The sequence below is a fragment of the Rothia koreensis genome, from assembly GCF_052232265.1.
Taxonomy (GTDB): domain Bacteria; phylum Actinomycetota; class Actinomycetes; order Actinomycetales; family Micrococcaceae; genus Rothia; species Rothia koreensis.
This window is the reverse complement of sequence record NZ_CP197643.1, coordinates 1,029,173-1,044,034: the sequence shown is the minus strand read 5'-3', so window position 1 is coordinate 1,044,034 and position 14,862 is coordinate 1,029,173. Positions and strand designations below refer to the sequence as shown.

7 protein-coding genes and 3 rRNA genes are annotated in these 14,862 nt (G+C 59.8%); 2 read left to right on the top strand and 8 right to left on the bottom strand.

Translation table 11 applies throughout. The annotated features are described in order from the left end of the window. The first annotated feature begins 154 nt into the window (after nucleotides 1-154). Nucleotides 155-2,614, top strand: coding sequence for a trehalose-phosphatase (otsB, locus tag ACTSLZ_RS04475; protein ID WP_443095846.1), 2,460 nt, complete (start codon nucleotides 155-157; stop codon nucleotides 2,612-2,614). Nucleotides 2,615-2,842: 228 nt separating this feature from the next. Here the strand turns inward: otsB and rrf are convergent. The 6 genes from rrf to ACTSLZ_RS04445 form a co-directional block, all read right to left on the bottom strand. After that, nucleotides 2,843-2,960, bottom strand: a 5S ribosomal RNA gene (gene rrf, locus ACTSLZ_RS04470). Nucleotides 2,961-3,143: 183 nt separating this feature from the next. Further along, a 23S ribosomal RNA gene (locus tag ACTSLZ_RS04465) occupies nucleotides 3,144-6,250 on the bottom strand. 346 nt (nucleotides 6,251-6,596) lie between these two features. Beyond that, nucleotides 6,597-8,126 (bottom strand): 16S ribosomal RNA (locus ACTSLZ_RS04460). The 16S, 23S and 5S rRNA genes sit together here, the layout of an rRNA operon. A gap of 512 nt (nucleotides 8,127-8,638) precedes the next feature. Next, nucleotides 8,639-9,628, bottom strand: a complete 990-nt coding sequence (gene rlmB / locus ACTSLZ_RS04455; RefSeq protein ID WP_436595392.1) for a 23S rRNA (guanosine(2251)-2'-O)-methyltransferase RlmB — start codon at nucleotides 9,626-9,628, stop codon at nucleotides 8,639-8,641. A 28-nt stretch (nucleotides 9,629-9,656) separates the two neighbouring features. After that, nucleotides 9,657-11,075 carry a cysteine--tRNA ligase gene (gene cysS / locus ACTSLZ_RS04450; protein ID WP_443095845.1) on the bottom strand — a complete coding sequence of 473 codons (1,419 nt, stop codon included), beginning with the start codon at nucleotides 11,073-11,075 and terminating at the stop codon, nucleotides 9,657-9,659. 234 nt (nucleotides 11,076-11,309) lie between these two features. Next, the gene (locus ACTSLZ_RS04445; protein WP_129315116.1) at nucleotides 11,310-11,792 is read right to left on the bottom strand and encodes a CarD family transcriptional regulator; all 483 of its coding nucleotides are present in this window, start codon (nucleotides 11,790-11,792) and stop codon (nucleotides 11,310-11,312) included. Between the two features lie 302 nt (nucleotides 11,793-12,094). Here ACTSLZ_RS04445 and ACTSLZ_RS04440 point away from each other — a divergent pair, with 302 nt between their 5' ends. Then, nucleotides 12,095-12,607 carry a hypothetical protein gene (locus ACTSLZ_RS04440; RefSeq protein ID WP_129315117.1) on the top strand — a complete coding sequence of 171 codons (513 nt, stop codon included), beginning with the start codon at nucleotides 12,095-12,097 and terminating at the stop codon, nucleotides 12,605-12,607. A gap of 143 nt (nucleotides 12,608-12,750) precedes the next feature. Here ACTSLZ_RS04440 and ACTSLZ_RS04435 read toward each other — a convergent pair whose 3' ends face one another. Beyond that, entirely contained in the window at nucleotides 12,751-13,431 is a 681-nt protein-coding gene (locus ACTSLZ_RS04435; RefSeq protein WP_129315118.1) for a response regulator transcription factor, read from the bottom strand. Further along, nucleotides 13,428-14,708, bottom strand: a complete 1,281-nt coding sequence (locus ACTSLZ_RS04430) for a sensor histidine kinase (RefSeq protein ID WP_129315119.1) — start codon at nucleotides 14,706-14,708, stop codon at nucleotides 13,428-13,430. Before ACTSLZ_RS04430 ends, ACTSLZ_RS04435 begins: the two co-directional genes overlap by 4 nt. Between the last annotated feature and the right edge of the window lie 154 nt (nucleotides 14,709-14,862).

Below are 14,862 nucleotides of genomic sequence, written 5' to 3'. Positions count from 1 at the left end.
GATATGCTCCCTGTTCGAGTTGGACGGTACTTGCAGTCGCGAATAGCCTAGCCGAATTTGCTGAATAGCCGGTCAACGAATTCCTCGGAGAACGCTCCTTCCTCTGCCGCCAACTGCGGATAGGCTTGGTACAGGTTGGTTGAAGGGAGAAACCATGAATCCGAGTGAAGATCTGACGCAGGATCGCGTTGCTTCCGAAGAAGGCCCCGTGGGCGACTACGACTTCGTCGTCGTGGCCAACAGGCTGCCCGTGGACCGAACAGTAGACGAGGCCGGTGAGTCCACGTGGAGGCGCTCTCCGGGTGGGCTGGTCAGCGCCCTGGCCCCCGTCATGTCGAGTCATTCCGGTGCTTGGGTCGGCTGGCACGGTGCCGCCGACGAAGAGCTCGAACCCTTCGACCATGATGTATTCCATCTCGTGCCGGTCGGGCTCTCGGAGGGCGAGGTCCGCCGTTACTACGAGGGCTTTTCCAACGCGACCATTTGGCCGCTGTACCACGACGTGATCGCCCCACCCGAGTTCCACCGTACGTGGTGGGACACATACCGCGCTGTGAACCGTCGTTTCGCGGAATCGGCGGCACGCAGCGCCTCCCGCAATGCCACGGTCTGGGTCCAGGACTACCAGTTGCAACTGGTACCCGCCATGTTGCGACACCTCCGTCCCGACCTCACCATCGGGTTCTTCGACCACATCCCGTTCCCGCCGTTGGAAATCTTCGCGCAGCTCCCGTGGCGCAAGCAGGTCCTCACCGGGCTGCTGGGCGCGGACCTGCTCGGCTTCCAGCGTCCCGGAGACGCCCAGAATTTCCGGAGGTGCTGCGACCAGATCCTGGGCGTCCAGTTCGACGGCGAACGGGCCGAGGTCACGCAGACGCCTCAGGAGCAGCATGAGGACGAAGAGAACGAACGGTTCCGCCGGGCCTACACCAATGCCATGCCGAACGTGACATCCCGACGTCGCGCCCGCAAGGAACGACTCAATCGCGACCTCCCCACATGGATTGCTCGGGCGACGTCATACCCCATTTCGATCGATGTGGAAGCCGTGACGGAAATGGCTTCCCTGGCCTCGACGAAGAGGCGCGCACGTCAGATCCGGGAAGAACTCGGCAACCCGAAGACCATCTACTTGGGCGTGGACCGGTTGGACTACACCAAAGGCATTCGCCACCGCCTGAAGGCTTATGGGGAACTTTTGAATGACGGTGACCTCACCGTGGAGAGCTCGGCGATGATCCAGGTGGCGAGCCCCTCCCGCGAGCGGGTCGCCTCGTACATAGAGCTGCGAGAACAGATCGAGGGCATGGTCGGAAGACTCAACGGCCAATTCGACACGATGTCCCACACCGCGATCAGGTACCTGCACCATGGCTACCCGTTCGAAGAGATGATCGCTCTGTACCTGGCCAGCGACGTCCTGGTGGTCTCGTCCCTGCGTGACGGCATGAACCTGGTCGCGAAGGAGTTCGTGGTGAGCCACCTGGATCACACCGGCGCCCTGGTACTTTCCGAGTTCACGGGCGCTGCCGAGCAGCTTCCGGACGCGATACAGATCAACCCGCACGACATCGACGGGTTCAAGGAAGCCCTGCTCTATGCCAAGAACATGACGATCGAAGAACAACAGGATCGCATGAAGGGCATGAGGGAGCAGATTTTCGCGCACGACGTCGAGGACTGGTCGACGCGGTTCCTGGAGGACCTGTCCAAGACACGAGAAGACAATCTGGGTCCGGAGCCGTCCACGGACGAGCTGCCCGCGGTGGGCCACATGGATCGTGGCCACGGCCCCTTCCCCACCCCGGCCGTGGAGGAGGAGCTCCAACGTGCAGCAAGTGTGGACAACCTGCTGGTTGCGATGGACTTCGACGGAACGCTGGCCCCATTCACGACCGACCCGGAGGAGGCGCGGGCCCTGCCGCTGTCGGAGAACGCCCTGGACTCTCTGGCGGATCTCCCGAATACCTCGGTCGCGCTCATCTCCGGACGCCCGTTGGACTTCCTCCGCGAAGTGGCCGATCCCAGGCGCAAGATGTTGCTTGCCGGGTCGCACGGCGCCGAATTCGATTTGTCTGTTGCCGGTGAGGAGTCTCCCGGCCTGCGACTGAGCGACGACCAACGCGCGGCGCTCGAGCAGGCAACCCAGGCCGTAGAAGATCTGGTCCGACGCCATCCCGGCTCTGAAATAGAACACAAACCGGCCGGCGTGGGATTCCATACGAGGACCATGGACGACGACGAGGCAGCTCAGGCCGCCGAGGCGGACGCCGTGCAGACGCTCAAACGGATTCCGGGAGTCATGTTGTCCCCAGGCCAGTACGTCGTCGAATGCGCGGTGCTCGAGGTGAACAAGGGTGACGCCATGAAGACCGTCAGAGATGTCGTCCAGGCGGACGTGTCCATCTTTGCGGGTGACGACCTCACGGATGAACACGCCCTGGCCGTCCTCGGCCCGGACGACCTCGGTATCAAGGTCGGAAGGGCGGATTCCGTGGCACGCCTGCGAGTCACGGGGCCCGAAGCGATGTCCCATGCCCTCGCTCGCCTGGCCCACCTTCGCCGTAAGCACTCTGCTCAGGCAGACTGGCATGACGCGAACGCCACCGACTGAACCAGCCGACGACGGGTCCCTCCGTTAACCGAGTAAAGCCCCGGCCCCTTGGAAGGGGCCGGGGGTTTATCTATGGGCCACAGGGACCGGAGAGCGGCGTGGGGTGTGATCACCCCACCGACCCGCACCGACACCCACACACCGGGGGTTAAACAAAAAAGGGGGGAGTGAGCACACACACAAGGAGCAAAAACCCCTCGCGCACGTACGCACTCCCCCAAAGAATATTTTCGGCGGCGACCTACTCTCCCACACACCTTCCGGGTGCAGTACCATCAGCGCTAAGAGCCTTAACTACCGGGTTCGGAATGAGACCGGGTGTACCCCTCTTGCCATAACCACCGAAAAAACCAACCACACACACCAACCCACACAACACGCGGGACTGGCATGGTGAAAACCAATCAAACAACACACCCACAACAGGTTGTTGTTTCAAAACCATACAGTGAACACGAACACACAACAATCATCTACAAACCCTCGCAGCAACCACCCAACAGCCCCACCACAAAGCGGGGAGTGTATTGTGTATAAACCTTCGGCCTATTAGTACCGGTCAACTCCACCAGTCTTCAGTCCTGGCTTCCATACCCGGCCTATCAACCCCGTCATCTACAGGGAGCCTCACACCCACAAAAGGGGCAAGGAGAACTCATCTCGAAGCAAGCTTCCCGCTTAGATGCCTTCAGCGGTTATCTTTCCCGAACGTAGCCAATCAGCCATGCACCTGGCGGTACAACTGACATACCAGAGGTTCGTCCGTCCCGGTCCTCTCGTACTAAGGACAGGCCTCCACAATTCTCCAACGCACGCAGCGGATAGGGACCGAACTGTCTCACGACGTTCTGAACCCAGCTCGCGTGCCGCTTTAATGGGCGAACAGCCCAACCCTTGGGACCAACTCCAGCCCCAGGATGCGACGAGCCGACATCGAGGTGCCAAACCATGCCGTCGATATGAACTCTTGGGCAAGATCAGCCTGTTATCCCCGAGGTACCTTTTATCCGTTGAGCGACGGCCATTCCACAATGAACCGCCGGATCACTAGTCCCGACTTTCGTCCCTGCTCGACCTGCCAGTCTCACAGTCAAGCTCCCTTGTGCACTTGCACTCAACACCTGATTGCCAACCAGGCTGAGGGAACCTTTGGGCGCCTCCGTTACTCTTTAGGAGGCAACCGCCCCAGTTAAACTACCCATCAGGCACTGTCCCTGACCCAGATCATGGGCCGAGGTTAGACATCCAATATGACCAGAGTGGTATTTCAACAACGACTCCACCACGACTAGCGCCGTAGCTTCACAATCTCCCACCTATCCTACACAAGCCACACCGAACACCAATACCAAACTATAGTAAAGGTCACGGGGTCTTTCCGTCCTGCTGCGCGAAACGAGCATCTTTACTCGTACTGCAATTTCGCCGAGTTCATGGTTGAGACAGCAGGGAAGTCGTTACTCCATTCGTGCAGGTCGGAACTTACCCGACAAGGAATTTCGCTACCTTAGGATGGTTATAGTTACCACCGCCGTTTACTGGGGCTTAAATTCTCCGCTTCGACCCCCAAAAAAAGGGGCCTAACGAGTCCTCTTAACCTTCCAGCACCGGGCAGGAGTCAGTCCGTATACATCGTCTTGCGACTTCGCACGGACCTGTGTTTTTGATAAACAGTCGCTTCCCCCTGGTCTCTGCGACCCCTACACGCTCACCACCGCACGGGCAGCTCACGCTCAAGGTCCCCCTTCTCCCGAAGTTACGGGGGCATTTTGCCGAGTTCCTTAACCATGATTCTCTCGAACGCCTTAGTATTCTCTACCTGATCACCTGTGTCGGTTTAGGGTACGGGCAACTAGAACCTCACGCCGATGCTTTTCTCGACAGCATAGGATCACCGGATCCCCCCACAATAAGGGGTCCCATCACATCTCAGGCACACAGGCCGCGCATTTAACAACGACCAACCCTACATGCTTAGACCACGACAACCACCGCGTGGCCCGGCTACCTTCCTGCGTCACACCCGTTAATGCGTTTACCGCCCCGGATCAGGTCCCGTGCAGGCACGCACCAGCACTCCACAAGGAAGCACACAGCACGACCCGGACGGTTAGTATCACCGGCTTGGTATGGACGGTCCTTCGTCGGTACGGGAATATCAACCCGTTATCCATCGACTACGCCTGTCGGCCTCGCCTTAGGCCCCGACTAACCCAGGGAAGATTAGCTTGACCCTGGAACCCTTGATCATTCGGCGGATACGTTTCCCACGCATCATTCGCTACTCATGCCTGCATTCTCACTCGCGTACACTCCACCATACGTTCACACGACAGCTTCACCGCAGTACACGACGCTCCCCTACCCAACACCACAACGGTATTGTCACGACTTCGGCGGTGTGCTTGAGCCCCGCTACATTATCGGCGCAGAATCACTTGACCAGTGAGCTATTACGCACTCTTTCAAGGATGGCTGCTTCTAAGCCAACCTCCTGGTTGTCTCAGCAACTCCACATCCTTTCCCACTTAGCACACGCTTAGGGGCCTTAGTCGATGATCTGGGCTGTTTCCCTCTCGACAATGAAGCTTATCCCCCACTGTCTCACTGCCGCGCTTACACTTGCCCGCATTCGGAGTTTGGCTGACGTCAGTAACCCGTAAAGGCCCATCAGCCAACCAGTAGCTCTACCTCAGACAAGCAACACACGACGCTGCACCTAAATGCATTTCGGGGAGAACCAGCTATCACAGAGTTTGATTGGCCTTTCACCCCTACCCACAGCTCATCCCCTCCATTTTCAACTGAAGTGGGTTCGGTCCTCCACGCGCTCTTACACACGCTTCAACCTGGCCATGGGTAGATCACTCCGCTTCGGGTCTAGACCGTGCCACTGATACGCCCTCTTCAGACTCGCTTTCGCTACGACTACCCCACACGGGTTAACCTCGCGACACAGCACTAACTCGCAGGCTCATTCTTCAAAAGGCACGCCATCACACCACAACGATGCTCTGACGGCTTGTAGGCACACGGTTTCAGGTACTATTTCACTCCCCTCACGGGGTACTTTTCACCATTCCCTCACGGTACTGATACACTATCGGTCACAAGAAAGTATTCAGGCTTACCAGGTGGTCCTGGCAGATTCACACGAGATTCCACGAGCCCCGTGCTACTCGGGAACACACACAATGCCAGTACCATGGTTTCGACTACGGGACTCTCACCCACTCCGGTCCACCATCCCAGATGATTCGCCTACCACAACACTGCACACCACCAGCCAGACAAGAACCAGTAAAAGTGCGCCCCACAACACCCGTGATGCAACCCCTTGCCGGTATCACACACCACAGGTTTAGCCTCATCCGCGTTCGCTCGCCACTACTAACAGAATCATTATTATTTTCTCTTCCTGAGGGTACTGAGATGTTTCACTTCCCCCCGTTCCCTCCACACACCCTATACATTCAGGTGCGGGTCACTGCCCTTGACAAGCAGCGGGGTTTCCCCATTCGGACACCCTCGGATCACAGCCCAGTTATCGACTCCCCGAGGCTTATCGCAGATTCACACGTCCTTCATCGGCTTCTTGTGCCCAGGCATCCACCGTGCGCCCTTAACGATTTACACACAAATGATCACCACAAAGGCATTCACATAAACAATCACCAGGGAACCCACCCACAACAGGCAGGAACCCCAAGATGCTCGCGTCCACTATATAGTTCTCAAACAACAACCCATCACACCACACCAAACACCCCCAACCAGGAGGCACCCAGCACGGCGCACAGGCACCAAGACAACAACCACACGGCTCATTGCCTCAAAACCCAACAGTGCACTCTGCCCAGCCACACAACAACACCACAACGATGCCACCATGCAACCACTGAATATCGCATTCCACCCATGAGCAAACCACCCGCACAACACTCGTGCACGGACATGGCCAACCAAAAGTTGAGCTCCTTAGAAAGGAGGTGATCCAGCCGCACCTTCCGGTACGGCTACCTTGTTACGACTTAGTCCCAATCGCCAGTCCCACCTTCGACGACTCCCCCCACAAGGGTTGGGCCATCGGCTTCGGGTGTTACCAACTTTCGTGACTTGACGGGCGGTGTGTACAAGGCCCGGGAACGTATTCACCGCAGCGTTGCTGATCTGCGATTACTAGCGACTCCGACTTCATGGGGTCGAGTTGCAGACCCCAATCCGAACTGAGACCGGCTTTTTGGGATTAGCTCCACCTCACAGTATCGCAACCCATTGTACCGGCCATTGTAGCATGCGTGAAGCCCAAGACATAAGGGGCATGATGATTTGACGTCATCCCCACCTTCCTCCGAGTTGACCCCGGCAGTCTCCTATGAGTCCCCACCACAACGTGCTGGCAACATAGAACGAGGGTTGCGCTCGTTGCGGGACTTAACCCAACATCTCACGACACGAGCTGACGACAACCATGCACCACCTGTACACCAGCCCCGAAGGGAAACAACATCTCTGCTGCGATCCGGTGTATGTCAAGCCTTGGTAAGGTTCTTCGCGTTGCATCGAATTAATCCGCATGCTCCGCCGCTTGTGCGGGCCCCCGTCAATTCCTTTGAGTTTTAGCCTTGCGGCCGTACTCCCCAGGCGGGGCACTTAATGCGTTAGCTACGGCGCGGAAAACGTGGAATGTCCCCCACACCTAGTGCCCAACGTTTACGGCATGGACTACCAGGGTATCTAATCCTGTTCGCTCCCCATGCTTTCGCTCCTCAGCGTCAGTAACAGCCCAGAGACCTGCCTTCGCCATCGGTGTTCCTCCTGATATCTGCGCATTTCACCGCTACACCAGGAATTCCAGTCTCCCCTACTGCACTCCAGCCTGCCCGTACCCACTGCACACCCGGGGTTGAGCCCCGGGCTTTCACAGCAGACGCGACAAACCGCCTACGAGCTCTTTACGCCCAATAATTCCGGACAACGCTTGCGCCCTACGTATTACCGCGGCTGCTGGCACGTAGTTAGCCGGCGCTTCTTCTGCAGGTACCGTCACTTTCGCTTCTTCCCTGCTGAAAGAGGTTTACAACCCGAAGGCCGTCATCCCCCACGCGGCGTCGCTGCATCAGGCTTGCGCCCATTGTGCAATATTCCCCACTGCTGCCTCCCGTAGGAGTCTGGGCCGTGTCTCAGTCCCAGTGTGGCCGGTCACCCTCTCAGGCCGGCTACCCGTCGTCGCCTTGGTAAGCCATTACCTCACCAACAAGCTGATAGGACGTGAGCCCATCAAGAACCAGTACAAACCCTTTCCACCAGCACCCCATGCGAGGACTGGTCGTATCCGGTATTAGACCCAGTTTCCCGGGCTTATCCCAGAGTCCAAGGAAGGTCACTCACGTATTACTCACCCGTTCGCCACTCATCCACCAGGTGCAAGCACCCAGCTTCAGCGTTCGACTTGCATGTGTTAAGCACGCCGCCAGCGTTCGTCCTGAGCCAGGATCAAACTCTCCGTTAAAAAACAAAAAGAAAAACCCGTGGCCCAACAAAATAAAACCCCAACAGGCCACCATCACGGAGGTGACAGCACCACGCCTGCCAGGCAATGTTGAAACCAACAAGAATTCAAAAAACTTGGTACAACATTCAAACAAAGCACACTATTGAGTTCTCAAACAACAAACCTGTACTAGGAACTTTCACCTGGTATGATGTCCGCTCCCGCGGTTGCCTGAACAAGTTTACCGGCTGTCCTCCGGCGAGTCAACTTGACGTTTCCGCCTTGTTCACTCTTCCTGCCACCTCTTCGAGCTGATTGCTCTTCAGAGCGACAATCCACCAGCTTAGCTGGTCGTTCCTGACGACGCAACTCGTTGATCCTGAGATCTTAGTGGAGGTTTGTCGCCACTCCCCGGTCGTGACCAGGTCGCCGTGGCAACTCGCATTACTTTACAGACGCCCACGGAACCCCGCAACTCGGGAAGCCGTGGGATGGGTCACTCCTGCTGGAGCGGCCCGGAAGGGCACAGGTCAGTCCCCGCCGACGCTTCGGCGAAGGCGCGAAACCTCGTAGAGCGCGATGCCTGCAGCGAGGGAAGCATTGAGGGATTCCATCGCGGAATCGATGGGGATGGAGACGACCTGGTCGCACTTCTCCGCCGTGAGACGTGAAAGCCCCTTGCCCTCGGATCCCACGACCACGCACAAGGGTTCCGTCGCCAACTCGAGGTCGGGCAACTCCACGTCGCCGTCGCCGTCGAGCCCGACCACGAAGACTCCCTGGTCCTTGAGCTGGCCGATCGTCCGGTTGAGGTTGGTTGCCTTGGCCACCGGAACACGTGAGACCGCACCCGCGCTTGTCTTCCACGCGGAAGCAGTCACGCCGGCGGCCCGACGCTCAGGCACAATCACCGCATGGCCCGAGAACGCGGACACGCTCCTGATGATCGCGCCAAGGTTCCTGGGATCTGTGATTCCGTCCAGCGCGACGAAGAGCGGCGGCTGGGCCATCTCCCCGGCGTGCCACTTCTCCAAGATCGTCGAGGTCAGGTCGCCGGCGTCGGGATATTTGTACGGCGGAATCTGCAGGGCAAGCCCCTGGTGGACTGCGCCTTCCGTCAGACGGTCGATCTCGCTCCTCGTGATCTCCAGGGCAGGGATGTCCCGATGCGCCACGGTCGCAAGAATTTCCTTGACCCGATCGTCCTGTTCGATATTGGCCATCACATAGATGTGCTTCGCAGGAATGTCCGTACGCAAAGCTTCCAGTACAGCGTTGCGGCCCGTCACGAGCTCTTCGCTGGTCCGCTTTCCGCCCAGTCGCTGCTGGCGCGGCTGCGCGCCACGCTGCTGATTCCGGGCGGCGGCCTTCTTGGTCTTGTAGGCCTTGTGGTACGGCCGGTCCTCGGCCTTCGGGGTGGGGCCCTTGCCCTCCAGGGACCTACGGCCGTGGCCGCCCGTCCCCTTGAGCGGGGCACGCTTCTTCTTCCGGATGGCTCCGGGGCGATTGTTGTCAGCCATGGTTTGCCTTTCTGTACTCGGTCCGGTCTCAGACCGACCAAGTCGAGCCGTCGCCGGAATCTTTCACAGTGATTCCGGCTGCGGTGAGTTCGTCACGGATTTGGTCGGCGCGCGCCCAGTCCTTCGCAGCGCGCGCATCGGCCCGTTGGGCCAGGAGGGTTCTGATCAGGGAATCGAGCGCGGATCGCTCCGCGCCGGATCCATTTCGGGGCCCGAAATCCATCAAAGATGTCAGCCCCAAGACGTCCGTCATTGCCCTGACCGCATGTGCTTCGAGCTCGACGTCGTCGGTCTTCCCCGCCGACAGCGCCGAATTTCCCGCCTTCACGCGATCGTGCAGGACCGCGAGGGCCTGCGGGATGTTGAGGTCGTCGTCCATGGCCTGGCCGAAGGCCTCCGGCATCTCCCCGCCCGGGGCACCTCCCCCGGAGTTCGCCAGGAAGGACTCGACGCGTTCCACCGCGACCCGCGCTTCGTCGAGGGACGTCGGACGGTAATCGAGCACGGACCTGTAGTGAGCCTGACCAAGGTAGTACCTCACAACAAGGGGACGTGCGGTCTCGAGCATCTCCTCCGGCGAAACGGTATTGCCGATGGACTTGGACATCTTGTCGCCCTCGTAGGTCACGAGACCGTTGTGCAACCAGTAATTCGCAAAGCCGAAGCCGGCCGCGGTGGATTGGGCGAGTTCGTTCTCGTGGTGCGGGAACCGCAGATCAAGCCCCCCACCATGGATGTCGAAACGCTCACCCAGGTATTTCCCCGCCATGGCCGAGCACTCCAGGTGCCACCCCGGACGACCCCGTCCCCACGGGGAATCCCACGACGCCGTCTGCGGCTCTCCCTCTTTGTGCCCCTTCCACAACGCGAAGTCACGCGGGTCCCGTTTGCCTCGGGGATCGGCGTCGGGCGCAGCCTGCATGTCGTCAATGTTCTGCCGGGTCAGTGACCCGTACGGGCCCCAAGACCTCACGTCGAAATAGACGTCTCCGGAATCGTCCAGGGCCGGGTAGGCGTGCCCCCTGTCGATCAACCGCTGGATGAGTCCGAACATCTCGGTGATATGGCCAGTCGCCCGCGGCTCATACGTCGGGGCCTTGATGCCCAAAGTGTCGTAGGCCGAGGAGAAAATGCGTTCGAACCGATAGGCCAGGGCCCACCATTCCTCCTCGGGGTAATTTCCGCAGTACCCCTGCTCGAAACTGGCCGCAGAATTGGCCAAGATCTTGTCATCGATATCGGTCACGTTGCGGACGGTGGTGACCTTGTAGCCGCGATAGCGCAGCCAGTTGCTGAGCTGGTCGAAAACGAGAGCAGACCTGATGTGCCCGATGTGCGGCATCCCCTGGACGGTCGCTCCGCAGTAATAGAGGCGGGCTTCCCCGGGATTCACCGGTTCGAAATCTCGGACAGTGGCAGTATCTGTACTGTAAAAACGCAAGCTCACGGGGCAATTCTAGCGGCGATGTCCAGCGACGACGTCCAACCGCCGGGCCCCGCACTCCGTGGCGCACGGTCCTGTCCCCTCGGACAGTTCGACGGCCCGGTCGGCGCCCCGCGCACGAAGGACACCTCAAACAACAAAAGCGCGTCCCTCCCGGACGGAGGAACGCGCGATCGTCGTCTTCAATGACGCCGCGGCCCAGGCGGTCCCGGCGAGCCGGGCGCCCGGTGGACGAATTCAGTGCTCCAGGATCTTGTCGAGCTCCGTCTCCGCGGCTTCCTCGTCAATGTCTCTCGCGAGTGCCACCTCGGACGAGAGAATCTGCCGTGCCTTGGACAGCATGCGCTTCTCCCCCGCGGAAAGACCTTTGACCTGTTCGCGCCGCCAGAGATCGCGGACGACCTCGGCGACCTTGAGGACGTCCCCCGAAGCCAACTTCTCCGAGTTCGCTTTGAACCTGCGGGACCAGTTGCTGGCCTCTTCGACATCCTCGGCCTGGAGTACGTTGATGACCTCCTGGAGGCCGTTCTCATCAACGACGTCCCTCACGCCCACCATGTCGACGTTGTCCGCCGGAACCTCAATCGTCAGATCCCCCTGGGCGACCTGGAGCTTGAGATACATTTTTTCTTCGCCCTTGACCATGCGAGTCTTGATCTCTTCGATCGTCGCAGCGCCGTGGTGAGGGTAAACGACGGTTTCGCCAACCTCAAAAAGCATATGGATGAACCCCTTTCAGCCTACCCAGTTTACCACGGCCCATTTACACCAGGGGCCGATGAGTTTCCTACAATGAAGTGCAGGAAAACATGAGGTATTCGCCACCCGTTGTGGATCGCTCGGAGCGAGAATTCGGGGATACGGGACCCGTGCACCGGCCTGCCGGAGATCGGGACGATCGCCACGGGAGCCGTTGCAGACGAAGCGTCCACAAAACACGCTAAACTGACCAGGGAATGAGTCCGCGACGCTTCAGACAAGGGCGCCGCTCGATCCTCGCATCACCACACAAGGAGTGAGACGTGAAGTCTTTCGGTCGCCAGAACGTCAAGCGCGCTGGAGCAACCGCAGCCATCGCAGTCGCGGTTCTGTCCGCCACCGCCGGTTGCGGCTACATTCACGAACAGCCCACCACGATCCACTACGCGGCTTCGGACGGCGTCCACGCGAACGTGGCCGATGCGGAATTCCGCAACCTGATGGTGATCGCCAAGGACAAGAACTCCGCCGGGCGGTTGCTGGGTACGATCATCAATTCCTCGGACAAGGAAATGAACGTCACCATCGACACCGGTGACGCCACGGCCTCCGTCAAGGTTCCGGCCGACGGCAAGGTCCAGCTCGAGAAGCAGGAGACTCTCCTCAAGCCCGTGGGCAAGGTCCCGGGCGAAACCCTGGAAGACACCAAGCTCTCCGTCGGGCCCCAGAGCACCACGTCCAATGTTCCCGTACTCGACGGAACCCTGGACGAATACCAGCAGTACATGCCCAACCTGGCGGACACTCAGCCCTCGAACGGTTCCTCGCCCAGCTAGGCTTCCTCGACTTCCGACTCCTGCGGCCCCGAGAACCGGGCTCACTTCGCCGGATGCGAGCCAGGCGACTGAGACACATGCACGAAGGCTCCCTGCCGAATCATCGGCAGGGAGCCTTCGCGCATTTCGGCCAAGGGTCCGGCCTAGGGCTCGAATTTGTAGCCGAGCCCGCGGACCGTCACCAAGTACCTCGGGTGCGAGGGGTCCGGCTCGATCTTGGACCGGAGTCGTTTGATATGGACGTCCAGTGTTTTGGTGTCCCCCACATAGTCGCTTCCCCACACGCGGTCGATGAGCTGCCCTCGGGTCAGCACGCGCCCCGCATTCCTCAGCAACATTTCGAGCAGTTCGAACTCCTTGAGCGGCATGGACTTCTGCGATCCGTTGACGCTCACCACGTGGCGCTCTATGTCCATCCGGACCGGGCCGCCTTCAACGGTCGACGTCACGAGCTCCTCGGTCTCCGTCTGCCGTCTCAGCACGGCACGCACGCGGGCCACGAGTTCTCGGGACGAATACGGTTTCGTCACATAGTCGTCCGCGCCGAGCTCCAGGCCGAGTACCTTGTCGATCTCCGTGTCCTTCGCGGTCAGCATGATGATCGGGACATTGGATCGTTGCCGCAGCTGTTTGCAGACCTCTGTTCCTGACTGCCCCGGAAGCATCAGGTCCAGCAGAACGAGGTCCGCGCCGGCTCGATCGAACTCCGCAACCGCATCCAGACCGTTGTCGATCACCGTGACCTCGAACCCTTCACGTCCCAACAAGAACGCCAGCGGCTCGCTGAGAGCCTCCTCGTCCTCGATTACCAAGAGTCGAGTCATGCTTGAGTATCCTCCTCGTCACGACCGGATCCAGCCGGTCTGCTCTTCTCCGCGGACCCCGCGGGGGCGTCGTCCACCGCCGTGATGGAGACGGGTTCCTGGTCCCGAATCGGTGCCGGTTCCGATTCGCTGTCCCGAAGGTCTTTTTCGGTGGCTTCGTCCAATTCGGGAAGGCTCACCGTGAAAGTGGATCCTTGTCCCGGCGTCGACCACAAGGAAATCTCGCCACCGTGCTGTGCCATCACGTGCTTCACGATGGACAGTCCCAGACCGGTCCCACCGGTCTGGCGCGAACGCGCGGCGTCGACGCGATAGAACCGCTCAAAGATCCGGTCCTGCTCGTCATTCGGAATCCCGGGCCCCTGGTCCTTGACCGAGACCAGCGCTGTGCCCTTCTTGGATTTGATGCCGACGCCGATCCTGGTGTTCTCCGGCGAATACCGGATCGCGTTGTCGATCAGGTTGCGCAGCGCAGTCATCAGCAATTCCGGGTCCCCGTGGACCGGACGTGTGGCCGCGCCGCCGACACGGATCGATATGTTCTTGTTCTCAGCGGCCAGCTTGTTGCGGTCCGCTGCCTCGTGCACCAGCTGGTTGAGGTCGATGATCGTCCCCTTCTGGACGATGTCGGTTCCCTGCAACCTCGAGAGTTCGATGATGTCGTGCACGAGGGCCGTCAGACGAGCCGACTCCTTGTGAAGCCGCCGGGTGAAGTGCCGCACCGCTTCCGGATCCTCCGACGAGCCTTCGATGGCTTCGGCCAGCAGGCGGACCGCCCCCACCGGAGTCTTCAGTTCGTGAGAAACATTGGCGACGAAATCCGTACGAATGGCCTGAGCCCGCGTGATCTCGGTCCGGTCGTCGGCCAGCATAAGGATGTATTCGTCGGCCACGGGGGCAATGCGCACATTGAGCACGAGAACGCCGCGCCCCATCGGCCCGCGGGATATTTCCACGGTCTTCTCGACGATGACGCCGTCCCGACGAACCTGTCTGATCAGGTCCAACAGTTCCGACTGCGCCACGCTGTGGCCTCTGACGAGTCCGTAGGCATATGAACCCTGGGATGCCCGCACGACCCCGTCGACGGCGTCGACCAGAACGTACGCCTGCCCGACGACGGCCAGCACCTGGGCCGCGCCGTCGTTGATGGTGGGCTCGTCCACAACGGCCCATTCGGCGCGCTGACGATCGCTCCTGCGCAGGGCGAAGTGACTCACCACGCCGAGCGCCAAACCGATAAGACCCCACATGAAGGCCATAGCCACAGAACTCACCCTTACAGCTTAGGCACATACGGGCCGCCGACACCGTTCGGAGCATGGTTCACATCCATGGATTCAACTAAGGTTCACCCAAGGCCGGCACTGCGTTTACGCGAGATGGCCAGACTCGACAGGTAGATACGCGTTGTCAGGAAAGGACCGTTTC

Coding starts and splice junctions, on each gene's coding strand:
- rlmB (WP_436595392.1), bottom strand. CDS start 9,628: ATGGCTGACAACAATCGCCCCGGAGCCATCCGGAAGAAGAAGCGTGCC.
- ACTSLZ_RS04435 (WP_129315118.1), bottom strand. CDS start 13,431: ATGACTCGACTCTTGGTAATCGAGGACGAGGAGGCTCTCAGCGAGCCG.
- ACTSLZ_RS04445 (WP_129315116.1), bottom strand. CDS start 11,792: ATGCTTTTTGAGGTTGGCGAAACCGTCGTTTACCCTCACCACGGCGCT.
- otsB (WP_443095846.1), top strand. CDS start 155: ATGAATCCGAGTGAAGATCTGACGCAGGATCGCGTTGCTTCCGAAGAA.